Origin of the sequence: Micromonospora sp. NPDC051925 (assembly GCF_044548625.1) — a bacterium.
Lineage (GTDB): Bacteria > Actinomycetota > Actinomycetes > Mycobacteriales > Micromonosporaceae > Micromonospora.
In genome coordinates, this window is sequence record NZ_JBIUCH010000010.1 from 213529 (window position 1) to 238737 (window position 25209).

A 25209-nucleotide genomic window follows, 5' to 3' on the forward strand; every position below is an offset into this window, starting at 1 on the left:
GGGCACGACGGTAACAGGCACAGCGGGCGGACCGGGAGGCACCAGTGATCGGGCTGTGGGACACCACCGGCAACGAGGTGGTCAAGGCACTCGCCGCCGAGCGGCGCAGCGCGGGCGGGGTGGCCAGCGGGATGGCGCTCACCCTGATCGTGGTGGTCGACGAGAAGCGGGTCCGGGAGGCGGAGGCGGCGGCCACCATCGCCGCCGCCGCCCACCCGTGCCGGCTGCTCGTCGTCGTCCGCGCCGACGTCGAGCGGGAACGCAACCGGCTGGACGCGGAGATCGTGGTCGGCGGCCGGCTGGGCCCGTGCGAGGCGGTGGTGACCCGGATGTACGGCCGGCTCGCCCTGCACGCCGAGTCGGTGGTGATGCCGCTGCTGGTGCCGGACGTGCCGGTGGTCACCTGGTGGCACGGCGAACCGCCGGCGGAGATCGCCACCGATTTCCTCGGTGTGGTCGCCGACCGGCGGATCACCGACTGCGCGCAGGCCGTCGACCCGATCGAGGCGTTGCGGGAACGGGCCCGGGACTACGCCCCCGGCGACACCGACCTGGCGTGGACCCGGATCACCCCGTGGCGCACCCTGGTCGCCGGGGCGTTCGACACCACCGAGGCGCGGGTCACCGAGGCGACCCTGGTCGCCCCGCGCACCGACCCGACGGCGGCGCTGATGCGGGGTTGGCTGGCGGCCCGGCTCGGTATCGACCCGCAGTGGCAGCACACCGACGACCATCCGAGGATGCGTCAGGTGCAACTGCGCTGCGCCAACGGCGACGAGCTGACGCTGACCCGGGACGACAGCATGGCGACGTTCCGGCGTACCGGCCAGGACGACCGGATGCTGCCGCTGGTGCGTCGCCCGCTCGGTGACGAGCTGGCCGAGGAGCTGCGCCGGCTCGACGCCGACCAGGTGTACGCCGAGGCGTTGGGCACGGCCGCCGGCCTGTCCGGTCTGGAGCAGCGTCCGCCCCAGCGGGTGCACGTCTGGAAGGACCCGGCCACCGCGCGACGGGCGGAGGCGGGCCTGACCGCGCACGCCGGCACCAGCACGACATCCTGACCGCGAGTCGGTGGGCGGTCCTCCCGGGGGCCGCCCACCGGCCGGTCGGGGGCAGCCGGGTCTGCTCCGGGGCGAGCGCGACGCCGATCAGCCTTCGCCGTCCTTCTCGCCTCCGCAGGGGTCGACCACCTGCCCCGGCGGGCCGATCACGGCCTGCCGGAACCCATAGCGACACTGGCACGCGCCGGGCCGACCGGTCCCCGGCACGACGAGCAGGACCGCGCCGAGCGGTCGGAAAACGAAGGCCAAGATGAGTGAGGCGAGTGTCGCCGTGCACGCCGACGCCGACCTGCTGGCGCAGGCGGTGGCCGCCCGACTGGTGGTGAAGCTGCTCGACGCGCAGGCGGAGCGGGGTGCGGCGTCGATCGTGCTGACCGGCGGACGGATCGCCGCGGCGGTCCACCGGGCGGTGGTCGCGCTGCCCGCCCACGACGCCGTCGACTGGTCACGGGTGGACGTCTGGTGGGGCGACGAACGCTTCCTACCGGCCGGCGACCCGGACCGCAACGAGACGCAGGCGCGGGCCGCGCTGCTGGACCTGGTGCCACTGGACCCGGCCCGGGTGCATCCGATGCCGGCCGTCGACGGCCCCACCGGCGACGACCCGGAGGCCGGCGCCGCCGCGTACGCCGAGGAGCTGGCTCGGGCGGCCCGCCCCGGGCACGCCGCACTCCCCCACTTCGACGTGCTGATGCTGGGTGTGGGCGAGGACGGGCACGTGGCGTCGGTCTTCCCCGAACACCCGGTGCACCACGACACCCGGCCGGTCAGCGCGGTGCGCGGCAGCCCGAAGCCGCCGCCGGTACGGACCACCCTCACCCTGCCGGCGATCAACACCGCCGAGGAGGTCTGGCTGGTGGCCAGCGGCGCCGACAAGGCCCACGCGGTCGGGATGGCGCTGGCCGGGGCCGGGTCGAAGCAGTTGCCGGCCGCCGGGGTGCAGGGCGTCTCGCGTACCCTCTGGCTGCTCGACCGGGCGGCGGCGGCCGACGTCCCGGCCCGGCTGCGCAGCCTGCGCTGACCGGGGCTCACCACATCCCGGCGAACCCCGGTCGAGGTGGGTGGGGCGGGGGCTACTCCCGGCCGCGGCGGCGGCGCAGTGCGGCCAGGGCCTCGGCCAGCAGCGCCTCCCCCTCCTCCGGGGTACGCCGCTCCTTCACGTACGCCAGGTGGGTCTTGTAGGGCTCGGGGCGGGTGCGTCCGGGCGGGTTCTGCGGGTCCTGGCCGGCGGGCAGGCCGCACCGGGGACAGTCCCAGACGGCCGGCTCCTGGGCGTCCAACGCCAGTCGGATCTCGGTGACGTGGTCGTTGCGGCACCAGTAGGTGACCGCGCGGCGGGGGGCCGGCTCGTACCGTTCGGCGGGGCGCTGCGGCGCCGACCCGACTCGTGAGCCACGGATGACGTTGCCACTGGGCACGGCTGCTCGCTCCTGTCGTCGGAGGGGACCGCCACCTGAGGCTGGCGGCGGGCGACGTGGCGGAGAAACAAAACTGCGCGCGGTCCGTGACGGACCGCGCGCAGATTGTACGACCTGATCGAGTCGCTCAGGCTCCGCTGTTGAGCTGGAGCCGGAGCCAGAGGCCGAGCCCGACGATGCAGGCGAACCAGACGATGCTCACCAGGACGGTGTAGCGGTCCAGGTTCTTCTCGGCCACCGACGAGCCGGCCAGGCTGGAGCTGACCCCGCCGCCGAACATGCTCGACAGCCCACCGCCCTTACCCCGGTGCAGCAGGATGAGCATGGTGAGCAGGACGCTCGTGATGACCAGCAACACGATCAACGTGTATGCGAACCAGATCGGCATGGCTGGGGTCAGTCCTCTCGTTACGATCCTCGCCCGGACAGATCGGGCACGGCGGCACCGACCGGTGGACGGGCGGAGTCAAGAATAGCGACCGATCAGCGAGCCGTGTGCTCCGGGAACCGGCAGATCTTCGCGAACTCCTCGGCGTCCAGGCTGGCCCCGCCCACCAGCGCCCCGTCCACGTCCGGCTGCGCCATGATCGACGCGACGTTGGACGACTTGACCGAGCCGCCGTAGAGGATCCGGACCTGGTCCGCGGTGCCCTGGTCGTAGGTCTCGACCAGCCGCTTGCGGACCTCCCCGCAGACCTCCTGGGCGTCCTCCGGCGTGGCGGTCTTGCCGGTGCCGATCGCCCAGACCGGCTCGTACGCCACCACGACCTTGGTGACCTGCTCGGCGGTGAGCCCCTTCAGGGCCCCGTCGAGCTGGTCGCAGCAGTGCGGAACCTGCTTGAGCTGCTCGCGGATCTCCAGGCCCTCACCGATGCAGAGGATCGGGGTGAGCCCGTTGGCCAGCGCCGCCGCCACCTTGGCGTTGACGATCGCGTCGTCCTCGTAGTGGTACTGCCGCCGCTCCGAGTGGCCGACCGTCACGTACGTGCAGCCCAGCTTGGCCAGCATCGCCCCGGAGATGTCCCCGGTGTACGCGCCCGACTGGTACGGCGACAGGTCCTGCCCGCCGTAGCCGATGAGCAGCTTGTCGCCGTCCACCGCGGTCTGCACGGTGCGCAGGTCGGTGAAGGGCGGCAGGACCACCGTCTCGACGTCGGTGAGCTGCTTCTCGGTGAGGCTGGCGGCCAGCTTCTGCACCAGCAGGTTCGCCTCGAGGTGGTTGAGGTTCATCTTCCAGTTGCCGGCCATCAGCGGCCGGCGGGTGACGCTCGCCATCAGTTCTCCAGGGCCGCGATGCCGGGGAGGGTCTTGCCCTCCAGGTACTCCAGGGAGGCGCCGCCGCCGGTCGAGATGTGCCCGAACGACGACTCGTCGAGCCCGAGGGCCCGCACGGCCGCCGCCGAGTCACCGCCGCCGACCACGGTGAACGCGTCGGTCTTGGTGATCGCCTCGGCGACACCCCGGGTGCCGCCCGCGAACGCCGGCATCTCGAACACGCCCATCGGGCCGTTCCAGAAGACCGTCTTCGCCCCGGCGAGCGCGGCGGTGAAGCCGGCCACCGTCTCCGGGCCGATGTCCAGGCCGAGCCGGTGGCTCGGGATGCCGTCGGCGGGCACCGTGTCGTGCGCGGCGTCCGGGGCGAAGGCGTCCGCGGCCACCACGTCGACCGGGAGCAGGATCTTGCCGTCGGCGCGGGCCAGGAGGTTGCCGCAGGTCTCGACCATCTCCTCCTCCAGCAGCGAGGTGCCCACCTCGTGGCCCTGGGCCTTGAGGAAGGTGAAGCACATCCCGCCGCCGATGAGCAGCCGGTCGACCTTCGGCAGCAGCGCCTCGATCACCGCCAGCTTGTCGGAGACCTTCGAGCCGCCGAGCACCACCACGTACGGGCGCTCCGGCTCGCCGGTCAGCCGACCCAGCACCTCCACCTCGCGCAGCACCAGCCGGCCGGCGACGTGCGGCAGCCGCGCCGGCACGTCGTGGACGCTGGCGTGCTTGCGGTGCACGGCCCCGAAGGCGTCGTCCACGTACGCCTCGCCGAACGCGGCGAGCTGGTCGGCGAAGGCGCCCCGCTCGGCGTCGTCCTTGCTGGTCTCCCCCTTGTTGAAGCGGAGGTTCTCCAGCAGGGCGACCTGGCCGTTGGCCAGCGCGTCCACGGTGGTGCGGGCGGAGTCGCCGACGGTGTCGGTGGCGAAGTGCACCGGCGCGTCGAGCAGCTCACCGAGCCGCCCGGCGACCGGGCGGAGGCTGTACTGCGGGTCCGGTGCGCCCTTCGGGCGGCCCAGGTGCGAGCAGACCACGACCTTCGCCCCGGCCTGCACGAGCGCGCCCAGGGTGGGCAGGACGGCCCGGATCCGGCCGTCGTCCGTGATGTCTCCGGTCTGCTTGTCGAGCGGGACGTTCAGGTCGGCGCGCACCAGCACGCGCCGACCTGACACCCCCTCGGCGAGCAGGTCGTCGAGGTTGCGGATGCTCACAGCGAGGAACCCACCAGCTTGACCAGGTCGACGAGACGGTTGGAGTAGCCCCACTCGTTGTCGTACCAGCCGACGACCTTGACCTGGTTGCCGATGACCTTGGTCAGCGGCGCGTCGAAGATGCACGACGCCGGGTCGGTGACGATGTCGGACGAGACGATCGGGTCCTCGTTGTAGACCAGGATGCCCTTGAGCGGGCCCTCGGCGGCGGCCTTGATCGCGGCGTTGACCTCGTCCACGCTGGTCTCCCGGCCGACCTCGACGGTCAGGTCGGTGGCCGAGCCGGTCGGGATCGGCACCCGCAGGGCGTAACCGTCCAGCTTGCCCTTGAGCACCGGCAGCACCAGCCCGATCGCCTTGGCGGCACCGGTCGAGGTGGGGACGATGTTGAGCGCGGCGGCGCGGGCCCGACGCAGGTCGGAGTGCGGCGCGTCCTGGAGGTTCTGGTCCTGGGTGTACGCGTGGATCGTGGTCATCAGGCCCTTCTCGATGCCGAAGGTGTCCTGGAGGACCTTCGCCATCGGGGCCAGGCAGTTCGTGGTGCACGACGCGTTCGAGATGATCGTGTGCTTGGCCGGGTCGTACTGGTCGTGGTTGACGCCCATGACGACCGTGACGTCCTCGTTCTTCGCCGGGGCGGAGATGATGACCTTCTTGGCCCCGCCGTCGACGTGCGCCTTGGCCTTGGTGGCGTCGGTGAAGAAACCGGTGGACTCGATGACGACGTCCACGCCGGCGTCGCCCCACGGCAGCTTCGACGGGTCCCTCTCGGCGTACGCCTTGATGGTCTTGCCACCGACGGTGATCTCGTCGGCGGTGGCCTTGACCTCGTGCGGCAGACGACCGAGGATGCTGTCGTACTTGAGCAGGTGGGCGAGCGTCGCGTTGTCGGTCAGGTCGTTCACGGCGACGACCTCGATGTCGGCGCCGGACGCCAGCACGGCCCGGAAGAAGTTACGGCCGATGCGGCCGAAGCCGTTGATGCCAACCCGGATGGTCACAGGTCCCATCTCCTCGCGTTCTGGTCCGCCGACGTCAGAACCGGGCCGGCGGAGGTGTGTTCGCCGGCCGGTGAGCCGGCCGTTGACGATTCGTCTCGGCCACCCCGCCACGGTCTGAGAGGACCTGACCGCCCGAGGCGGTGTGCACGGCGAGGAGTGCCTGTGCCGGCCCCCTTGCCGTACCCGACGACCCTATCCGAGCGTGCCCCGCCGCGATGCGGCGGGTGGCGACCCCGTCGGGTCGACGGCACGGCACGCCCCACCCACCCGACCCGTGGCGCGCTGTTCCCGCCGGCTCGCACAACGCACTCGCCCGCAGGATGACGGCTCACCGTCCTATCAGACCACGAGCATGTCCGGCGTGACGGCCGCTTCGGTATCCGGGATGCCCAGGTCACGGGCCCGCTTGTCGGCCAGCGCCAGCAGCCGGCGGATCCGCCCGGCGATGGCGTCCTTGGTCAACGGCGGGTCGGCCAGCGCGCCCAGCTCCTCCAGCGACGCCTGCCGGTGCTCCAGCCTCAGCCGGCCGGCCGAGGTGAGGTGGTTCGGCGCGTCCTCGGCGAGGATCTCCAGCGCCCGGGTGACCCGGGCGGCGGCGGCCACCGCCGCCCGCGCCGAGCGGCGCAGGTTGGCGTCGTCGAAGTTCGCCAGCCGGTTGGCGGTGGCCCGCACCTCGCGGCGCACCCGGCGCTCCTCCCAGGCCAGCACGCTGGAGTGGGCTCCTATCCGGGTGAGCAGCGCGGCGATCGCGTCGCCGTCCTTGACCACCACCCGGTCCACCCCGCGCACCTCGCGGTTCTTGGCGGTGATGCCGATCCGGCGGGCCGCGCCGACCAGGGCCAGGGCCGACTCCGGCCCCGGGCAGGTGATCTCCAACGCACTGGAGCGGCCCGGCTCGGTCAGCGAGCCGTGCGCCATGAACGCTCCGCGCCAGGCCGACACCGCGCAGCAGACGTTGGCCGCCACCACGTGCGGCGGCAGGCCGCGTACCGGCCGACCCCGGACGTCGAGCAGGCCGGTCTGCCGGGCCAGCGCCTCGCCGTCCTTGACCACCCGGACGATGAAGTGGCTGCCCTTGCGCAGCCCACCCGAGGCGAGCACGTGGATCTCGCTGGGATAGCCGTAGACCTCGGCGATCTCCCGGCGCAGCCGGCGGGCCACCGCCCCGGTGTCCAGCTCCGCCTCCACCACCACCCGACCGGAGACGATGTGCAGCCCGCCGGCGAAGCGCAGCAGCGCGGCCATCTCCGCCCGCCGGCAGCAGGGCTTGGGCACGTCGACCCGGCTCAGCTCGTCCTTGACCGCAGCCGTCATCGCCATTGTGCGCCCCCTCACGGACCGGTACCGGCGTGTCGCCGGTGATTACGTACGTGCTTAACGATCGGCACCCAGGACAGGCACCAGTGCGGCACCCAGGGCAGCCGGATCGTGACGGGGCGTGCCGTCGTCGACGGCGACCGGGGCGAGGACCAACCGGGCACCAAGCGATTCTGCCGCACGCCCCACCGGTGCGGGATCACCCACCGCCTTGGAGTCGGCCAGCACGTAGTCGACGGTGAGCCGTGAAAGGTACCCGCGCAGGGCGGCCAGGTGGTCGGCTGCCGAGAGCCCCAGGGTCTCCTGCTCGGCGGCCAGGTTTAGGGTGACCAGGCGGCGGGCCGGGCTGGTCACGATCGCCTCGGCCAGCCCCGGCACCAGCAGGTGCGGCAACACGCTGGTGTACCAGCTGCCCGGCCCGAAGATCAACCAGTCCGCGCCGCCGACGGCGGCCACCGCCTCCGCGCAGGCCACCGGGGCGTCCGGGGTGATCCGCACCGCCTCCACCGTGCCGGCGGTCACCGCGACCTGGTGCTGGCCCCGCACGGTGCGTACCTCGTCGGGCCGGGCCGGGTCGACGCCACGGACCCGGGCCTCGATCCCCACCGGCTGGGGGGACATCGGCAGCACCCGCCCGACCGCGCCGAGCATCGCCCCGGCGTGCTCCAGCGCGGCGACCGGGTCGCCGAGCTGCTCCATCAGGCCGCAGATCACCAGGTTGCCCACCGCGTGACCAGCCAGCCCGTCCCGCGAGTCACCGGCGAACCGGTGCTGGAACAGCCCCGCGCTGCGCCGGGTCGCCGGATGGTCCCCGGCCAGCGCGACCAGGGCCTGCCGCAGGTCCCCCGGGGGCAGGCCGCCGCGTTCGGCGCGCAGCCGACCGCTGGAGCCCCCGTCGTCGCCGACGGTGACCACGGCGGTGATGTCCAGGTCCAGCTCCCCGGCACAGTGCCGCAGCGCCCGCAACGAGGCCGACAGGCCGTGCCCCCCGCCGAAGGCGACCACCTTCGTCACCGTCATTCCCGCCCCAGGTCCCGGTGCTGCGCGTTGGCGCCGAGCCCGGACTGGCGCAGCCGGCCGGCCAGTTCCTCGGCGATGGCCACGCTGCGGTGCTTGCCGCCGGTGCAGCCGACGGCCACGGTCAGGTAGCGCTTGCCCTCCCGCTCGAAGCCGGCGGTGGTGGCGTTGACCAGGTCGGCGTACGAGGCGACGAAGGCGTCCGCACCCTCCTGGCCGAGCACGTACGCGCTGACCGCCGCCGCCCGCCCGGTGTGCTCCCGCAGCTCCGGCACCCAGTACGGATTGGGCAGGAACCGGGCGTCGAGCACGAACTCGGCGTCCGGCGGCAGGCCGTACTTGAAGCCGAAGGAGAGCACGGTGATCCGCAGTCGGCGGGCGTCCTCCCCGCCGAACAGCTCCTCGACCCGGCGACGGAGCTGGTTGACGTTGAGGTGGCTGGTGTCGATGATCACATCGGCCTGGTCCCGGGCCTCCTCCAGCAGGGCGCGCTCGACGGCGATGCCGTCGGCCAGCCGCCCCTCGCCCTGCAACGGGTGCGACCGGCGGACGCTCTCGAACCGGCGGATCAGCACCTCGTCGTCGGCGTCGACGAAGACCACCCGGGGCGAGAATCCCCGCTCCTTCAGCTCCCGGATCGCCCCGGCCAGGTCGGTGGAGAACGCCCGCGAGCGGACGTCCAGCACCATCGCGGTACGCCGGGCCGCCCCGCCGGCCTTGACCGCCAGCTCGGCCATGTCCAGCATCAGCGCCTGCGGGAGGTTGTCCACCACGTAGTAGCCGACGTTCTCCAGGGCGCGGGCCACCGTGCTGCGGCCACCGCCGGACAGGCCGGTGACCACCACCAGCGTGGTGTCCGACTCGGCTGTGCCGCCCTCGACGTGCCCGCCGGCTGTCCGCGCCTCGCTCATCCCACCACTCCCGATTCCGTGGCGGCGAGCCCCGATGGGTCCCGTGCCGCACAGGGTCAGTCGACGACTCTATCCCGGCCGGCAGCGTCGATCCCGGCACGCCCGATGGCGGGTCGCCCGGCAGCACGGAACCGACCGACGGCACGAAGTCAGCCGGCGGCGCGGGCCACCTCCCGCCCGGCACCCCGGCGCGGCCGGGGCATCATGCGACGGGCATACGTATGCCCGCCCGTCATATCTATGACAGACGGGCATACGGCTGTCCGGGAAAGGTGTGGCCGCTCGACGGTCGCGAGCGTCAGCGGCGACTCCGCAGCGCCTTGACCCGGTCACGGCCGAGCACGCCGAGGTAGTCCCCCGGCTCGTCGAGGCAGGAGTCGACCTCGGCCGCCCCGATGATCTCGGCGAGCCGGGCGGCCAGGTCGTCGGGGTCCGGCTGCACCTGCTCGCAGAGCCGGACGTGCACCGCCCGCAACGCGCCGCCGATCTCGGCCGGCTCGTCCTCGTACGTCTCCCAGGCGTCCCAGAGGTAGCCGGCGAGACCGTCCCACGCGCGGGCGGCCCGCTCGACCAGCAACAGCGTCTCGTGGGTCGGCGGCCGTTGGGCGAGCACCTCGACCTCCTCGACGATCGCCCGGCCGGCCTTCTCCACGTCGTGCAGGTCCCAACGGTCACCGCTGGTCGCCTCGTGGGCCAGGTTGTCGATCGTCCGCCGGATGTCGTCCAGCTCGGCGGCGGTGAGCGGCGCGAGCTGACCGGCCTGTGCCCGCAACCTGTTCTCCCACACCCGATCCGTGGCCGCCCACTCGGCGACCAGCGACACCAGCCGGCGAACGGGCAGGCCACGCGCGAGTTCGGCCAGTTCGGCGACCCGGGGATCGACAGCCGTGCGGGACGGCGGGGTGGCCGCCGAGGACCAGGCGAAGCCGTCGGCCAGGGCAGCAGCGGTGAGCGCCACCGCATGCGCACACAGCTCCGCACCGGCGGTGCAGTCACACTCGGCGGTGAAGCCGTCCGCAGTGACTCCCACCCAGACCTCGTACGGCGGCTTTCCCGCCTCGTGGATCACCCCGGATGCCCCGCCGCCGACCGGGAGGATCTCCGCCGGTTGACCGGCAACCGTCAGCTTGTCCGCCGCTGCGCAGACGTCGACCCCGGCCACGTCCCGGAGTGCGTCGATATCGATGCGTACCGCCATGCCGCCATCCAACCGCACGGGGTCGATGCCCTCGGCATGAGGGCGGCGACCGATTCCCGGGGAGTCAGCCGCGCAGGCCGTGCCGCAGACCACCGAGGAACGACGACCAGGCGTCCCGGCCGAAGTGGAGCGCCGACCCGTCCGGGTCCTTGGAGTCCCGCACCGCCAACCCACCGAACAACTCGGCCACCTCGACACAGTTCGAGCCGCTCGCGCTGCTCCGGCTGCTCTTCCGCCACTTCGCCGCGTGAACAGCCGGAGCAGTCATCGGTCAGGCCCCTTTGTCCGAGTCAGTACTGGTCAGCCACCCGGGCCAGGAAGCCTGCCGACTCATCAGGGTCGAGCGCCTTCGCCATGAGGTGGTCGAACATGAGTCTATATCGGGCGACATGCCTCTCTTCCTCAAGAAGAAGCGTGCTTGAGTCGTTGTCGAGATAGACGACTGTGGGGTCCAGAGCGGGATCGGCGTAGTCGAGAAGAGTGAAGGGGCCGCCCATGGCTGCGTGCGCACCAGCGGCAAAGGGCAGAATCTGGATCTCGACGGTGGGCAGCTCACACGCCTCAATCAGACGAGCGAGTTGCGCTCGCATCACCATCGGGCCGCCCACGACGCGACGGATGGCCGCCTCGTCGAGGACCATCCACAGTCTCGGCGGTACGTCTCGTGAGAGCAGCACCTTGCGGCCGAGTCGGGCTGCCACCCGTCGGTCTGTCTCATCCTGGTCGGCGGTGCTGCGCCCCGCCCTCACGATCGCGCGGACGTACTCCTCCGTCTGCAACAGGCCGGGCACATACAGGCTCTCGAACGCGCTGATCGACGTCGCCTCCGCCTCGAAGCCGACGTAGTCGTCCGGCAACACGTCGCCGTACGCGCTCCACCAGCCCTTCTGGCGCGACTGCCGCAGCAGCGCGGTCAGCGACTCCCGTTCCTCCTCGGAGGCGTCGTAGAGATCGAGCAGCGGCGGCAGGTCCTTGGGCATCACCCGGGAGTGGCCGAGTTCGAAACGGATGACCTTGGTGCGATGCCAGCCCAGGAGCTTGGCCACGTCCTCTGCGGTGTGCCCGGTGCGGTCCCGCAGGCGACGCAGCTCGCGCCGCAGACGACGGGCTCTGATCGTCGGACTTGGCACCTGCGCCATCGCCGGCATCACCTCCACTATGGGTAACCGATTCTCACCTGAGAGCAACAGAGAATCAAGGCTCACTCAGAAAAAGTACAACGTTGCGTTTCTTTCCTCGATAGGCCAGTCTCTTACTAATCACTCACTACGGAGAGGTGCAGGCCGGTGACTGACAATCGATCGTCGCGGTGGGGGCAGTCCGAGTCCGACTTTCATCGTGACCTGGCGGCCATGCTCGACCGGGCCGACGTGTCCGAGCAGGTCCGGGCCGCCATCGCGCACGCGCTGGCGAAGCCGGAAGCCCTCTCGTCGTACGCCAACTCCCTGGTCACCCGCTATACGACCGAGCGCGAGCGGCGGTCGGACCGCAACGGGCCGCCGGCCGGGGCCTACGAGATGGACCGCCGCTGGACGCTGCACCTGTCCTACCCGGCGGCCGACCTGGGCGAGGCCCGCGATCAGGCCGTCGTCTACACGGAAGGGCTGACGACCCTGCGCCCCGAGCTGGCCGCGAACGCCGCCCTGCTGTCCCGGGCCGACGCCTGGAACCACGTCGAGCCGGTCTTCTGCGGCCGAATCGGCCCCGACGGCGAGGTCTGCATGGACGTCACCGGGCATCCCGGCTTCCACAGCGCGGCCGGCATCGGCGGGCTGTGCTGGGGCGACGGGGACAGCGGGGCGGGGCGGTGAGTGCCTGCAGTGGCCCCGGGTACCGCCGGGCCTGGTCGAGAACTTCGACCAGGCCCTCGGGCTGATCTCCACCGCCCTGGTCCAGTCACCTCGAGCCTACTCGGGGGCACTTGCCGGCGTGACGTTCAGCGCCGCCCTGCCGCCGGAACTGGCCGAGCTGCGGCGAACGCGTCCGGCGGGTGTGCAGCCGTCGTTGTCGGCGCGGGCTCGTAGACTCCCCGGATGGCCTCCCCCACCGAGCTGCGCGCCTCCGACGCCCTCGACGTGCTCCGCCGGGTCTTCGGCTACGACTCCTTCCGCGGCTTCCAGCAGGAGGTCATCGACCACGTGGTGGCCGGCGGGGACGCCCTGGTGCTGATGCCCACCGGCGGCGGCAAGTCGCTGTGCTACCAGGTCCCGGCCCTGGTCCGTGACGGCGTCGCGGTGGTCGTCTCGCCGCTGATCGCGCTCATGCAGGACCAGGTCGACGCGTTGACAGCGGTCGGCGTACGGGCCGGCTTCCTCAACTCCACCCAGGACTACGCCGCCCGGCGCACCGTCGAGCAGGCGTTCGTCGACGGCAAGCTGGATCTGCTCTACCTCGCCCCCGAGGCGCTGGGCACCCGGGGCGTGCAGCAGTTGCTCGACCGGGGCCGGATCGGCCTGTTCGCCATCGACGAGGCGCACTGTGTGTCCCAGTGGGGGCACGACTTCCGCCCCGACTACCTGGCCCTGTCGATGCTGCACGAGCGGTGGCCGGCGGTGCCCCGGATCGCGTTGACCGCGACCGCCACCAGCGCCACCCGGGCCGAGATCGCCACCCGGCTCCAGCTCATCGAGGCCCGGCACTTCGTGGCGAGCTTCGACCGGCCCAACATCCAGTACCGGATCGTGCCCAAGAAGGAGCCACGCAAGCAGCTGCTGGCCCTGCTGCGCGACGAGCACCCGGGCGATGCCGGCATCGTCTACTGCCTGTCCCGCGCCTCGGTGGACAAGACCGCCGAGTTCCTGGTGACCAACGGGGTCGCCGCGCTGCCCTACCACGCCGGCCTGGACGCGACCACCCGCGCCACCAACCAGCAGCGCTTCCTGCGGGAGGACGGCCTGGTCATGGTCGCCACGATCGCCTTCGGGATGGGCATCGACAAGCCCGACGTCCGGTTCGTGGCCCACCTCGACCTGCCCAAGTCGGTCGAGGGCTACTACCAGGAGACCGGCCGGGCCGGCCGGGACGGGCTGCCGTCGACCGCCTGGCTCGCCTACGGCCTCCAGGACGTGGTGCAGCAGCGCAAGATGATCGAGACGTCCGAGGGCGACCTCGCCCACCGGCGTAACCTCGCCACCCACCTGGACGCCATGCTGGCGCTCTGCGAGACGGTCCGCTGCCGCCGGGTGCAGCTGCTGGAATACTTCGGCCAGTCCGGCGCGGCCAACTGCGGCAACTGCGACACCTGCCTCACCCCACCGGAGACCTGGGACGGCACGGTCGCCGCGCAGAAGCTGCTCTCCACCGTCTACCGGCTCGATCGCGAACGCAACCAGCGCTTCGGTGCCGGGCACTGCGTGGACATCCTGATCGGCAAGCAGAACGACAAGATCAGCCAGTACGGCCACGACGCCCTGAGCACCTTCGGCATCGGCACCGAACTGCGCGAGGCGGAGTGGCGCGGGGTCGTCCGCCAACTGCTCGCCGAAGGGTTGTTGGCCGTCGAGGGCGACTACGGGACGCTGGCGCTCACCGAGGCCAGCGCCGAGGTGCTGGGTCGCCGTCGTACGGTCACCATGCGTCGGGAGCCGGAGAAGGTGGCCTCGACCCGCTCGGCCAAGCCGCGTGGCGCGGCCACCGTGGTCGCCGAGCTGGACCCGGCAGCTTCGTCGCTGTTCGAGCGGCTGCGGGCCTGGCGGGCGGCCACCGCCAAGGAGCAGGGCGTGCCGGCGTACGTGATCTTCCACGACGCGACGCTGCGACAGATCGCCACCGACGCCCCCGCCTCACTGGCCGAGCTGTCGAAGATCAGCGGCGTCGGCGAGAACAAGCTGGCCAAGTACGGCGAGCCGATCCTCACCGTCCTCACCGACCACTCCTGACAGCCGGCGTCGACCCCTGACCGGACTCCGACCTCTGACCGGGCCTGACCGGCCCGGCTCGCGGCCTCGCCGCCGTTGATCCACTCCTGTGGGCCGATATTGCGGTATCGCCGTCCGTCGGACACCGCAACATCGCCCCAGTTGAGTCGATCATGCTGCCCGGAACCCCCACGGGGCGGCGGCTCGGGGCGAAGACGCGGCCCCACCGAACAGGCTGGAGGTCGGCAGGAGCGGGCAGGCAGGGAGGCGGGAGGTCAGTCGGCCGTGGCGGGGCTAGGGGCGGCTTCGCCGTCGAGGGCGGCGAGGATCGCCTCGGCGGTACGGCGTCCCACCCCGGGAACCTCGGTGATCTCGTCCACCGTGGCGGCGGAGAGCCGCTTGAGCGAGCCGAAGTGTTGCAGCAGCGCCTTGCGGCGGACCTCCCCCAGCCCGGGGACGGCGTCCAGGGCCGATTCGGTCATCCGCTTGGAGCGACGTTGCCGGTGGAAGGTGATGGCGAACCGGTGCGCCTCGTCCCGGACCCGTTGCAGCAGGTAGAGCCCCTCGGAGGTACGCGGCAGGATGACCGGGTACTCGTCGTCGGGGAGCCAGACCTCCTCCAGCCGCTTGGCCAGCCCACACAGCGCCACGTCGTCGATGCCCAGCTCGGCCAGCGCCTGGGCCGCCGCCGCCACCTGCGGGGCGCCACCGTCCACCACCACCAGCTGCGGCGGGTAGGCGAACTTGCGCGGCCGGCCGGTGGTCGGGTCGATGCCGGGCCGGTCCGGGTCGGAGGCGGTCTCCTCGCCCAGCTCACCGGTCTCGGCGCGGGCGTCGAGGTAACGGGCGAAGCGGCGGCGCAGCACCTCGGACATCGCCGACAGGTCGTCGGTGGCCCCCCGGACGATGAACCGGCGGTACTCGCTCTTGCGCGGCAGCCCGTCCTCGAAGACGACCATGCTGGCCACCACGTCGGTGCCCTGGATCTGGGAGACGTCGAAACACTCGATGCGCAGCGGTGAGGTGCGCATGCCGAGCGCCTCACTGATCTCGTCGAGCGCCTTGCCGCGGGTGGTCAGGTCGCCGGCCCGTTTGAGCTTGTGCCGGGCCAGGGCGTCCTTCGCGTTGCGGCCCACCGTCTCCAGCAGGGTCTTCTTGTCGCCACGCTGGGGCACCCGCAGCGACACCCGACTGCCCCGGCGGGCGCTGAGCCAGTCGGCGAGCGCTTCGGCGTCGGCCGGCAGCTCGGGGACCAGCAACTCCCGGGGCACGTCGGCCTCGCCCTGCTCGCCGCCGTAGACCTGGGTGCAGAAATGGTGCACCAGGTCACCGGTGGTCAGCTCCTCGGTCTTCTCCACCACCCAGCCGCGCTGGCCGCGGACCCGGCCGTCGCGGACGTGGAAGACCTGCACGGCGGCTTCGAGCGGGTCGTCGGCGAAGGCGACCACGTCGGCGTCGGTGCCGTCGCCGAGCACCACGGTCTGCTTCTCCATGGCCCGGCGCAGCGCGGCGACGTCGTCGCGCAGCCGGGCCGCCCGCTCGAACTCCAACTGCTCGCTGGCCTCGGTCATCTCCCGTTCGAGGCGACGCACCATGCTGTCGGTGCGGCCGGCCATGAACTCGCAGAAGTTGTCGACGATCGCCCGGTGCTCGTCGGCGGAGACGGTGCCCACGCAGGGTGCCGAGCACTTGCCGATGTAGCCGAGCAGGCAGGGTCGGCCCACCTGCCCGGCCCGTTTGAACACCCCGGCGGAGCAGGTGCGGGCCGGGAAGACCCGCAGCAGCAGGTCGAGCGTCTCGCGGATCGCCCAGGCGTGCGAGTACGGCCCGAAGTACCGCACGCCCTTGCGCTTCGCGCCCCGCATGACCTGCAGCCGCGGGTACTCCTCGTCGAGGGTGACCGCCAGGTACGGGTACGACTTGTCGTCGCGGTACCGGACGTTGAACCGGGGGTCGTACTGCTTGATCCAGGTGAACTCCTGCTGGAGCGCCTCGACCTCGGTGCCGAAGATGATCCAGTCGACCGACTCGGCGGTGGTGACCATCTGCCGGGTCCGCTCGTGCAGCCCCCACGGGTCGGCGAAGTAGGAGTTGAGCCTGCTGCGCAGGTTCTTCGCCTTGCCGACGTAGATCACCCGGCCGGTGCCGTCGCGGAAGCGGTAGACCCCGGGGGATTCCGGGATCGTGCCGGACGCGGGGCGGTAGGTCGAGGGATCAGCCACGCCACCGAGCCTAGACGGCGGGACCGACAGCCCAGATCACGCCGAGCTGGTCGACCTCGGCGTCGGCCCGGCCGAAGAAGCCGGCCAGCCGGCCACCCGGCGGTGCGGTGAAGGTGACCGACGCCGAGGTGGGCGTCCCGCCGGTGAGCGTCCGGCCCTGGTCGGTGGTGAACCGGGCCGAGAAGATCCGGGTCCGGCCGTCCTTCTGCCCCTGGGTCAGGGTGACCTGGGTGATCCGTTCGCCGGGGGCCAGGGTGAGGGTGGCGGCGGTCCCGCCGGTGCCGCCGTGGCGCAGCGCGGTCCCGTCGGCCAGGTCGACGCCGACCTGGTCGAGCCGGGAGCCACCGCGCAGGGTGACCTGGGTCACCGCCGGGCCGACCCGGTCGGCGTCGGTGAACGGGTTGCCGTGCGGCCCGCCCCAGGTGTCGCTGGCCCGCAGCGTCGGGTCAAGCGTCCAGTCGAACCAGGCGGCGTGCGGGTAGTGGTCGGAGAGCGGCCCGCCGGTCGGGGTGAGGAACCGGGTGTGCTCGTTGTGGTAGCGGTTCAGGCTGAGTCGGACCAGCCGGTTGCCCCGGTAGAGGATCTTGTCGACCACCTCGCAGGCGTCCGTCACGTTCGCCGGGTCGCAGACCAGCGCCGGGTCGCCGGCGGCCGGCGGCTGGCCACCCCGCTCCTGCTGCACCCAGACGTCGGTGAGGCCGTTGGCCGCCACCAGGTCGCGGATGTTGTCGCCGGTACGGGTGTAGCGGACGTTCAGGTCCCCCATCACCACCACCGCGTTGCCGGCCGAGTTGGCCGCGATGTACGCGGAGAGCTGGCTGAGGTTGGCCCGCCGGGCGGCCAGGTCGGCGTCGGTGCTGCCGGCGTTCGGATGGGCGTTGTAGAAGTCGACGAAGACGCCCTCGGCCAGCCGGATCCTGGAGGCGCTGAAGCCCTTCGGGGTGAGGCAGTCGGTGCCGTTGCAGGAGTTCCACTTGACCCGGGCGAAGTCGCTGTACGGGTAGTTCGACAGCGTGTTGAGGCCACTGCCGAACGGCACGCCCCCACTGGTCGGGGTCCGGTACGGGTGCTGGTCGGTGGCGTACAGGTCGGCGTGGTAGTTGAAGTCCTCCTGGACGTGCACGATGTCGTACCCGCCGAGCCGTTCGCCGATCGGCCGGGTGTTCGTCGCCGGGTCGCCGCTGGAGATGATGTCGGGCAGGCCGGCCACGTTGTAGGTGAGCACGGAGAACGCCCCCGAACTGGGGGCGGCGGCGGTGCCGGCGGACGCGGCGGCCGGCCCGGACGGGGTGAGCACGGCCGCGAGCAGCGCCGCGGACGCGAGCAGACGGACGACCTTCATCGACTGTCCAATCTGAAGTGGAGGAGGCCAACCAGGGAGCGCCGGCCCCGGTGCGGGATCGAAGGTTATCCAAGTGCTCCGACCGGCTCAAGGCTCCCCGGGCAAAGATTCGGCAGCCGCTCGATGGACGTCTTCCGATATCGACGAACGAAGATTACCATCCGGTAACCGAATGTTATTCACGTAAAGATCCCCATCCTCATCGGAGGATCGCCATGCCCCGTCCCCCCACCGTCCGCCGTCTGCTCGCCGGCCTGACCGCCGGCATCAGCGTCGCCGCCCTGCTCACCGCAGTCCCCGCCACGCCGGCCGCCGCCGCCCCGCCGCGCACGGCGTACGCCCCCGACGACTACTGCCTCGGCGAGTGCGGCGACATCCTGCCGCCCGGCCAGAACGGCAACGCCACCCTGGTCGAGGTGCTCGGCAACCAGACCCTCGGCACCCTGCCCCGGCACTCCGCCGACCAGCTCGGCCGGTACGCCGACCTGGTCTACGGCTACGCCGGGCTGCGCGAGGAACAGATCGGCTCGTTCTTCAACGACGCGTCCTTCGGCGTCCCCCAGGGACAGGTCGAGCGCGACTACTCCCCCCGCGCCGACGTACGCATCCTGCGGGACAAGGCGACCGGCGTGCCGCACGTCACCGGCACCACCCGGGGCGGCACCATGTACGGCGCGGGGTACGCCGGCGCCGAGGACCGGCTGTTCACCATGGACCTGCTGCGGCACGTGGGCCGGGGCACCCTCACCTCGTTCGCCGGTGGCGCCCCCGGCAACCGGGCGTTGGAGCAGAGCGTCTGGCGCAACTCGCCGTACACCGAGGCGGATCTCGCGGCGCAGGTCGAGGCGCTGCGCGGCAAGGGTCCGCGCGGCCAGCAGCTCTACGCCGACGTGCAGGAGTACATCGCCGGCATCAACGCCTACATCGGCGTCTGCATGGCCAACCGCAACTGCCCCGGCGAGTACGTGCTGACCGGCCACCTCGACGCGGTCACCAACGCCGGCGGCCCGGAGCCGTTCCAGCTCACCGACCTGATCGCCATCGCCGGCGTGGTCGGCGGGCTGTTCGGCGGCGGGGGCGGCACCGAGATGCAGTCCGCGCTGGTCCGGATCGCCGCCCGCGCCAAGTACGGCGCCACCGAGGGCGACCGGGTGTGGACGGCGTTCCGCAACCAGAACGACCCGGAGACCGTGCTGACCCTGCACGACGGGCAGAGCTTCCCGTACGGCGACGCCTCCCCGGACGCGGCCAGCGTGGTGCTGCCCGACGCCGGCTCGGCCCGGGTCGAGCCGATCTTCACCGACCCGACCGGCTCCGCCGGCAGCACCGCGGCCCGCACCACCGCGACCGGCACCGGCACCGGCAGCGCCGCCGGCGAGCTGGCCGCCGCGCTGTCCGGGCTGACCATCAGCCCGGCGCACCGGGGCATGTCCAACGCGGCGGTGGTCTCCGCCGCGAACTCGGCCACCGGGCACCCGGTCGCGGTCTTCGGCCCGCAGACCGGCTACTTCTCCCCGCAGCTGCTGATGGTGCAGGAGTTGCAGGGGCCGGGGATCAGCGCCCGGGGGGCCGCGTTCGCCGGCCTCAACCTCTACGTGCTGCTCGGCCGGGGCCAGGACTACGCGTGGAGCGCCACCTCGTCGATCCACGACATCACCGACACCTACTCGGTGCCGCTGTGCACCACCGACGGCAGCACCCCCACACTCGCCGCCGACCACTACCTGTACCGGGGGCAGTGCCTGGCGATGGAGCAGCTCGCGCACGTCAACCAGTGGAGCCCGACCCTCGCCGACGGCACCGCCAAGGGGTCGTACAAGCTGGTCGCCTGGCGGACGAAGCTCGGCCTGGTCTCCTGGCGGGCGACGGTGGGCGGCAAGCCGCACGCCTTCACCCAGCTGCGCTCCACCTACCGGCACGAGGCCGACTCGGCCATCGGCTTCCAGATGTTCAACGACCCGACCCAGATGGGCTCGGCGGACGCCTTCGTCGCCTCGGCCAACAACGTCGACTACGCGTTCAACTGGTTCTACGTCAACTCCACCGAGTCGGCGTACTTCAACTCCGGGTTGAACCCGGTACGGGCTGCCGGATCCAACCCGAACCTGCCGATGAGGGCCGAACCGGCCTACGAGTGGCAGGGCTTCGACCCGGCGACGAACACCGCCAGCTACGCCCCGCTGGCCGCCCACCCCCGCTCGGTGAACCAGGACTACTACGTCAGCTGGAACAACAAGCAGGCCAAGGACTTCGGGGGCGCCGACGGCAACTACAGCTTCGGCGCGGTGCACCGGGCCGACCTGCTGGACCGTCCGCTCAAGGCGGCCCTGGCGGCCGGCACGAAGTTCGACCGGGGTTCGCTGACCGCGCTGGTCGAACAGGCCGGCCTGACCGACCTGCGCGGCGCCGAGGTGCTCGACGAGCTGATCCGGGTGCTGGAGAGCCAGCCCGTCACCGATTCCGCACTGGCCGCCGAGATCGCCCGGCTCAAGGCGTGGCGGCAGGACGGCGCGCTGCGGGTGGAGACCGCCAAGGGGTCGAAGGTCTACCGGCACGCCGACGCGATCCGCACCTTCGACGCCTGGTGGCCGCTGCTGGTCCGCGGGATGTTCCGCGACCAGCTCGGCCCGGACCTCTACCAGTCGCTGATCAACGCGATCCAGCTCAACGAGTCCCCCTCCGGGCACCAGCAGGGCGACGTGTCGAACCTGCCCACCTCGGCCAACGAGGCCCAGGCCCACAAGGGCTCGTCGTTCCAGTACGGCTGGTGGGGTTACGTCGACAAGGACCTGCGGGCGGTGCTCGGCGACCCGGTGCGCGGCGGGCTGGGCCGCACCTACTGCGGCGGGGGCAACCTCGCCGGCTGCCGGCAGGCGCTGCTGGACACCCTGCGCACCGCGGCGGCCACCCCGGCGGCCCAGGTCTACCCCGGCGACGCGAGCTGCGCGGCCGGCGACCAGTGGTGCGCGGACGCGATCGTCCAGTCGCCGCTCGGCGGGATCAAGCACGCCACCATCGCCTGGCAGAACCGGCCCACCTTCCAACAGGTGGTCTCGTTCCCGTCCCGGCGCGGCGACGACCTGACCAACCTGGCCGCCGGCCGACCGGTGACCGCGTCCGGCAGCGAGCTGTTCTTCGGCGCGGCCAAGGCCGTCGACTCCGACCTCGGCACCCGCTGGGCCAGCACCTGGGCGGACGACCAGTGGCTCACCGTCGACCTCGGGTCGGCCCGTCAGGTGGGCCGGACGACGCTGGCCTGGGAGTCGGCGAACGCCCGGTCGTACCGGATCGAGGTGTCCACCGACGGGACGAACTGGCGTACGGTCTGGTCGACCACGGCCGGCGACGGCGGCACCGACGTGGCGGCCTTCCCCACCGTGACCGCCCGGTACGTCCGGATGCACGGCCTGACCCGGGCCACCACGTACGGCTTCTCGATCTGGGAGATGGCGGTGTACGCGCGCTGAGCCCGGCGGTCCGGCCGGCGCGGAGGGCGACCCCCGCGCCGGTCGGCCGGTCAGGCCAGCGAGATCTGGTCGCCCTGGACCTTGATCTCCTTGGCGGCGAGTGGCGTGGTCGCCGGGCCCTGCGTCACCGCGCCGTCGGTGATGGCGAACTTGCTGTTGTGGCAGGTGCAGTTGATCGTCCCGCCGTCGACGTTCGACACCGGGCAGCCCTGGTGGGTGCAGATCGGGTCGAAGCCCTTGAACTGCCCCTCGGTCGGCTGGGTGATCACCACCCCCTGGGCGGCGTAGACCTGGCCGCCACCGACCGGGATGTCGCTGGTCTTGGCGATCGCGGCGGTGCCCGGCCCGCCACCGCCGGTGGTCGCGGCCGGTCCGCCGCTGGCCGGGGCGGCCGGCTCGTCACCGGAGTCGTCGCCGCAGGCGGTCAGGAGGACCGACGCCCCCACCGCGCCGGCCCCGGCCAGCAGGGCACGGCGGGTCTGCGTGCCGGGCCCGGTCAGCACCTGATCGTCGTTCATGTTCGGCCTTTCTCTCGACTGCCGCCGCCGGTCGTCGACCTTCGCGGCTCACTGGAGCACACGCACCACTGTGCCCGACGGTTCACCCCGGCCACCCGGAAACGTCCCCGACGACCGGCCGGACCCGACCGACCCCTCGGGCACCGGACCGGGCTACGACGACCAGCGGGCACGGGCGGCGCAGGACACCACGAACCACCGCACCGGCCACCGACGAGCCGTGCGCAGGCTTGACGACCACGCCGGCCGGGGCCGTCGTACCGTCCGCTCAGCGTGCCCCGGCCGGCACCTTGCGGGTACGCGACTTCGGCGTCGTGCCGTTGGCCCGGGCCGCCCGGGTCACCGCCGCCTTCGCCCCGCTGGCCTCACCGTCGAGCTTGAGCACCGACCGCAGGAACTGGCCGGTGTGGCTCTCGGCGACCTCGGCGACCTCCTCCGGGGTGCCGGTGGCGAGCACCGTGCCGCCCCGGTGGCCGCCCTCCGGGCCCATGTCGATCAGCCAGTCGGCCGTCTTGATCACGTCCAGGTTGTGCTCGATGGTGATCACCGTGTTGCCCTTGTCGACCAGGCCCTCCAGCACCATCAGCAGCTTGCGGATGTCCTCGAAGTGCAGGCCGGTGGTGGGCTCGTCGAGCACGTAGACCGTCCGGCCGGTGGAGCGCTTCTGCAACTCGGAGGCGAGCTTGACCCGCTGCGCCTCGCCACCGGACAGCGTCGGCGCGGGCTGACCCAGCCGGACGTAGCCCAGGCCCACGTCGTTGAGCGTCCGCAGGTGCCGGTGGATGGCCGGGATGGCGGAGAAGAACTCGGCCGCCTCCTCGATCGGCATCTCCAACACGTCGGAGACGGTTTTGCCCTTGTAGTGCACCTCCAGGGTCTCCCGGTTGTACCGGGCGCCCTTGCAGACCTCACAGGGGACGTAGACGTCCGGCAGGAAGTTCATCTCGATCTTGATGGTGCCGTCACCGGAGCACGCCTCGCAGCGGCCACCCTTGACGTTGAACGAGAACCGGCCCGGCCCGTACCCCCGGACCTTGGCCTCGGTGGTCTCGGCGAACAGCTTGCGGACGTGGTCCCAGACCCCGGTGTAGGTGGCCGGGTTGGAGCGCGGTGTCCGGCCGATCGGCGACTGGTCGACACCGACCACCTTGTCGACGTGTTCCAACCCGGAGACCCGGGTGTGCCGGCCGGGGACCAGCCGGGCGCCGTTGATCTGGTTGGCCAGCACCGCGTACAGGATGTCGTTGACCAGCGTCGACTTGCCCGAGCCGGAGACCCCGGTGACCGCGATGAGCTGGCCGAGCGGGAACGGGACGGTCAGGTTGCGCAGGTTGTGCTCGCGCGCCCCGTGCACCACCAGTTCCCGCTCCGGCGTCTGCGCCCGACGCTGCTTCGGCGTCGGGATCTCCCGCCGGCCCGACAGGTACGCCCCGGTCACCGACTCGGGGTTGTCCAGCAACGCCGGCACCGACCCGCTGTGCACGATCTTGCCACCGTGCTCGCCCGCGCCGGGCCCGATGTCGACGATCCAGTCGGCGACCCGGATGGTGTCCTCGTCGTGCTCGACCACGATCAGCGTGTTGCCCAGGCCGCGCAGCCGCAGCAGGGTCTCGATCAGCCGGTGGTTGTCCCGCTGGTGCAGGCCGATCGACGGCTCGTCGAGCACGTAGAGCACGCCGACCAGGCCGGAGCCGATCTGGGTGGCCAACCGGATGCGCTGCGCCTCGCCACCGGAGAGGGTGCCGGCCGCCCGGTCCAGGGAGAGGTAGTCCAGGCCGACGTCGAGCAGGAACCGCAGCCGGGCGTTGATCTCCTTGAGCACCCGCTCGGCGATCATCTTCTGCCGGTCGGTCAGCTCGATGCCGGCGAGCAGCTCGGCCGCCTCGCCCACCGACAGGTTGCAGACCTCGGCGATGCTCTTGCCGGCCAGGGTGACCGCCAGCACCTCGGGCTTGAGCCGGGTGCCGCCGCAGGCCGCGCAGGGCACGTCGCGCATGTAGCCCTCGTACTTGTCGCGCGACCACTCGCTCTCGGTGTCGGTGTGCCGGCGCTCGATCCACTGCACCACACCCTCGAAGCCGGTGTAGTAGGACCGCTCCCGGCCGTACTTGTTGCGGTAACGGACGTGCACCTGGTCGTCGGAGCCGTGCAGGATCGTCTTCTGCACCCGCGCCGGCAGCGCCCGCCACGGGGTGTCGACGTCGAAGTGCTGGCTCTCGCCGAGCGCCTCCAGCAGCCGCAGGAAGTACTCCAGGTTGTGCCCGGTGGCCCAGGGTTGCAGCGCGCCCTCGCGCAGGGTGCGCTCCGGGTCGGGGACGACCAGCTCCGGGTCGACCTCCTTCTTGGTGCCCAGACCGGTGCACTCCGGGCAGGCCCCGTAGGGCGCGTTGAACGAGAAGACCCGGGGTTCCAGATCCTCGATCGCCAACGGGTGGTCGTTCGGGCAGGCCAGGTGCTCGGAGTAGCGGCGCTCCCGGGCCGGGTCGTTCTCGGCCAGGTCGACGAAGTCGAGCAGCACCAGGCCGTCGGAGAGGCCGAGCGCGGCCTCCACCGAGTCGGTCAGCCGCTGCTTGGCGCTCGACTTGACGCTGAGCCGGTCGATCACCACCTCGATGGTGTGCTTCTCCTGCTTCTTGAGCTTCGGCGGCTCGGTCAGCGGGTGCACCACCCCGTCGACCCGGGCGCGGGCGTAGCCCTTGGCCTGGAGTTCGGCGAAGAGGTCGACGTACTCGCCCTTGCGGCCACGGATCACCGGGGCGAGCACCATGAACTTCGTGCCCTCGGCCATCGCGAGGACCCGGTCGACGATCTGCTGCGGGCTCTGCTTGGAGATCCGCTCGCCACAGACCGGGCAGTGCGGTTCGCCGATGCGGGCGAAGAGCAGCCGGAGGTAGTCGTAGACCTCGGTGATGGTGCCGACGGTGGAGCGCGGGTTGCGCGAGGTCGACTTCTGGTCGATCGAGACGGCCGGGCTCAGGCCCTCGATGAAGTCCACGTCGGGCTTGTCCATCTGGCCGAGGAACTGCCGCGCGTACGACGACAGCGACTCCACGTAGCGGCGCTGGCCCTCGGCGAAGATGGTGTCGAAGGCCAGGCTCGACTTGCCGGAGCCGGAGAGCCCGGTGAAGACGATGAGCGCGTCCCGGGGCAGGTCGAGACTGACGTCACGCAGGTTGTGCTCGCGCGCGCCACGGATGATCAGACGGTCGGCCACGGTGCGTGTGCTCCCGGAAGAAGAATGTGAGGCGGATCTGTCCGCTCCGAGTGGGATCTGAGCGGTTTTACGGGCGCAGAAGGAACGCCCCGGCAACTCTAGCCCCGGGGTATGACAACTTTCCTCACGCGCACGTTCCACCAGCTCACACCGGTCGGGTCGAGCCGACCGGCACCCACCGGAGCAGGACAG

The 25209-nt window shown here is 71.8% G+C and carries 20 protein-coding genes; 5 read left to right on the forward strand and 15 right to left on the reverse strand.

Annotated features, from left to right (window positions below):
• Positions 1–44: 44 nt before the first annotated feature.
• The gene (locus ACIG87_RS16080; protein ID WP_396851269.1) at positions 45–1061 is read left to right on the forward strand and encodes a glucose-6-phosphate dehydrogenase assembly protein OpcA; all 1017 of its coding nucleotides are present in this window, start codon (positions 45–47) and stop codon (positions 1059–1061) included.
• A 250-nt stretch (positions 1062–1311) separates the two neighbouring features.
• Positions 1312–2082: a 6-phosphogluconolactonase gene (gene pgl / locus ACIG87_RS16085; RefSeq protein WP_396851270.1), complete on the forward strand. Its 771-nt coding sequence runs from the start codon at positions 1312–1314 to the stop codon at positions 2080–2082.
• 52 nt (positions 2083–2134) lie between these two features.
• Here pgl and ACIG87_RS16090 read toward each other — a convergent pair whose 3' ends face one another.
• From ACIG87_RS16090 to ACIG87_RS16140, 11 genes are all read right to left on the reverse strand, one after another.
• Positions 2135–2479, reverse strand: coding sequence for an RNA polymerase-binding protein RbpA (locus ACIG87_RS16090; RefSeq protein WP_396851271.1), 345 nt, complete (start codon positions 2477–2479; stop codon positions 2135–2137).
• Positions 2480–2606: 127 nt separating this feature from the next.
• Positions 2607–2867 carry a preprotein translocase subunit SecG gene (secG, locus tag ACIG87_RS16095; protein ID WP_067304373.1) on the reverse strand — a complete coding sequence of 87 codons (261 nt, stop codon included), beginning with the start codon at positions 2865–2867 and terminating at the stop codon, positions 2607–2609.
• 95 nt (positions 2868–2962) lie between these two features.
• Positions 2963–3754 carry a triose-phosphate isomerase gene (tpiA, locus tag ACIG87_RS16100; protein ID WP_396851272.1) on the reverse strand — a complete coding sequence of 264 codons (792 nt, stop codon included), beginning with the start codon at positions 3752–3754 and terminating at the stop codon, positions 2963–2965.
• On the reverse strand, positions 3754–4953 hold the full coding sequence (locus ACIG87_RS16105) for a phosphoglycerate kinase (protein WP_396851273.1): 1200 nt from the start codon (positions 4951–4953) through the stop codon (positions 3754–3756). Before ACIG87_RS16105 ends, tpiA begins: the two co-directional genes overlap by 1 nt.
• Entirely contained in the window at positions 4950–5954 is a 1005-nt protein-coding gene (gap, locus tag ACIG87_RS16110) for a type I glyceraldehyde-3-phosphate dehydrogenase (protein WP_396851274.1), read from the reverse strand. Before gap ends, ACIG87_RS16105 begins: the two co-directional genes overlap by 4 nt.
• Positions 5955–6293: 339 nt before the next feature.
• On the reverse strand, positions 6294–7274 hold the full coding sequence (gene whiA / locus ACIG87_RS16115; protein WP_088999356.1) for a DNA-binding protein WhiA: 981 nt from the start codon (positions 7272–7274) through the stop codon (positions 6294–6296).
• Positions 7275–7328: 54 nt separating this feature from the next.
• A complete protein-coding gene (gene yvcK, locus ACIG87_RS16120) occupies positions 7329–8291 on the reverse strand; it encodes a uridine diphosphate-N-acetylglucosamine-binding protein YvcK (RefSeq protein ID WP_396851275.1) in 963 nt (320 codons plus the stop codon).
• A complete protein-coding gene (gene rapZ / locus ACIG87_RS16125) occupies positions 8288–9199 on the reverse strand; it encodes an RNase adapter RapZ (RefSeq protein WP_396851276.1) in 912 nt (303 codons plus the stop codon). The genes yvcK and rapZ overlap by 4 nt, the downstream gene beginning before the upstream one ends.
• 298 nt (positions 9200–9497) lie before the next feature.
• Entirely contained in the window at positions 9498–10397 is a 900-nt protein-coding gene (locus ACIG87_RS16130) for a hypothetical protein (RefSeq protein ID WP_396851277.1), read from the reverse strand.
• A 64-nt stretch (positions 10398–10461) separates the two neighbouring features.
• Complete coding sequence (locus tag ACIG87_RS16135; RefSeq protein ID WP_396851278.1) at positions 10462–10665, reverse strand: DUF397 domain-containing protein; 204 nt, start codon at positions 10663–10665, stop codon at positions 10462–10464.
• A gap of 22 nt (positions 10666–10687) precedes the next feature.
• A complete protein-coding gene (locus ACIG87_RS16140) occupies positions 10688–11536 on the reverse strand; it encodes a helix-turn-helix domain-containing protein (RefSeq protein ID WP_396851328.1) in 849 nt (282 codons plus the stop codon).
• 147 nt (positions 11537–11683) lie between these two features.
• Between ACIG87_RS16140 and ACIG87_RS16145 the strand changes: the two genes are divergently transcribed.
• Positions 11684–12208: a hypothetical protein gene (locus ACIG87_RS16145; protein WP_396851279.1), complete on the forward strand. Its 525-nt coding sequence runs from the start codon at positions 11684–11686 to the stop codon at positions 12206–12208.
• Between the two features lie 222 nt (positions 12209–12430).
• Entirely contained in the window at positions 12431–14275 is a 1845-nt protein-coding gene (gene recQ / locus ACIG87_RS16150) for a DNA helicase RecQ (RefSeq protein ID WP_396851280.1), read from the forward strand.
• Positions 14276–14529: 254 nt separating this feature from the next.
• On the opposite strand, the gene uvrC is transcribed toward recQ, so the two are convergent.
• Positions 14530–16476 carry an excinuclease ABC subunit UvrC gene (gene uvrC, locus ACIG87_RS16155; protein ID WP_396851281.1) on the reverse strand — a complete coding sequence of 649 codons (1947 nt, stop codon included), beginning with the start codon at positions 16474–16476 and terminating at the stop codon, positions 14530–14532.
• Between the two features lie 10 nt (positions 16477–16486).
• Positions 16487–17818, reverse strand: a complete 1332-nt coding sequence (locus ACIG87_RS16160; protein WP_396851282.1) for a jacalin-like lectin — start codon at positions 17816–17818, stop codon at positions 16487–16489.
• A gap of 215 nt (positions 17819–18033) precedes the next feature.
• Between ACIG87_RS16160 and ACIG87_RS16165 the strand changes: the two genes are divergently transcribed.
• Entirely contained in the window at positions 18034–21285 is a 3252-nt protein-coding gene (locus ACIG87_RS16165) for a penicillin acylase family protein (protein ID WP_396851283.1), read from the forward strand.
• A 50-nt stretch (positions 21286–21335) separates the two neighbouring features.
• On the opposite strand, the gene ACIG87_RS16170 is transcribed toward ACIG87_RS16165, so the two are convergent.
• Both ACIG87_RS16170 and uvrA read right to left on the reverse strand, forming a co-directional pair.
• Entirely contained in the window at positions 21336–21803 is a 468-nt protein-coding gene (locus ACIG87_RS16170; protein WP_396851284.1) for a Rieske (2Fe-2S) protein, read from the reverse strand.
• Positions 21804–22071: 268 nt separating this feature from the next.
• Positions 22072–25017, reverse strand: coding sequence for an excinuclease ABC subunit UvrA (gene uvrA, locus ACIG87_RS16175; protein WP_396851285.1), 2946 nt, complete (start codon positions 25015–25017; stop codon positions 22072–22074).
• Between the last annotated feature and the right edge of the window lie 192 nt (positions 25018–25209).

Coding starts and splice junctions, on each gene's coding strand:
- pgl (WP_396851270.1), top strand. CDS start 1,312: ATGAGTGAGGCGAGTGTCGCCGTGCACGCCGACGCCGACCTGCTGGCG.
- secG (WP_067304373.1), bottom strand. CDS start 2,867: ATGCCGATCTGGTTCGCATACACGTTGATCGTGTTGCTGGTCATCACG.
- tpiA (WP_396851272.1), bottom strand. CDS start 3,754: ATGGCGAGCGTCACCCGCCGGCCGCTGATGGCCGGCAACTGGAAGATG.
- whiA (WP_088999356.1), bottom strand. CDS start 7,274: ATGGCGATGACGGCTGCGGTCAAGGACGAGCTGAGCCGGGTCGACGTG.
- yvcK (WP_396851275.1), bottom strand. CDS start 8,291: ATGACGGTGACGAAGGTGGTCGCCTTCGGCGGGGGGCACGGCCTGTCG.
- rapZ (WP_396851276.1), bottom strand. CDS start 9,199: ATGAGCGAGGCGCGGACAGCCGGCGGGCACGTCGAGGGCGGCACAGCC.
- ACIG87_RS16130 (WP_396851277.1), bottom strand. CDS start 10,397: ATGGCGGTACGCATCGATATCGACGCACTCCGGGACGTGGCCGGGGTC.
- ACIG87_RS16135 (WP_396851278.1), bottom strand. CDS start 10,665: ATGACTGCTCCGGCTGTTCACGCGGCGAAGTGGCGGAAGAGCAGCCGG.
- ACIG87_RS16140 (WP_396851328.1), bottom strand. CDS start 11,536: ATGGCGCAGGTGCCAAGTCCGACGATCAGAGCCCGTCGTCTGCGGCGC.
- recQ (WP_396851280.1), top strand. CDS start 12,431: ATGGCCTCCCCCACCGAGCTGCGCGCCTCCGACGCCCTCGACGTGCTC.
- ACIG87_RS16160 (WP_396851282.1), bottom strand. CDS start 17,818: ATGAAGGTCGTCCGTCTGCTCGCGTCCGCGGCGCTGCTCGCGGCCGTG.
- ACIG87_RS16165 (WP_396851283.1), top strand. CDS start 18,034: ATGCCCCGTCCCCCCACCGTCCGCCGTCTGCTCGCCGGCCTGACCGCC.
- ACIG87_RS16170 (WP_396851284.1), bottom strand. CDS start 21,803: ATGAACGACGATCAGGTGCTGACCGGGCCCGGCACGCAGACCCGCCGT.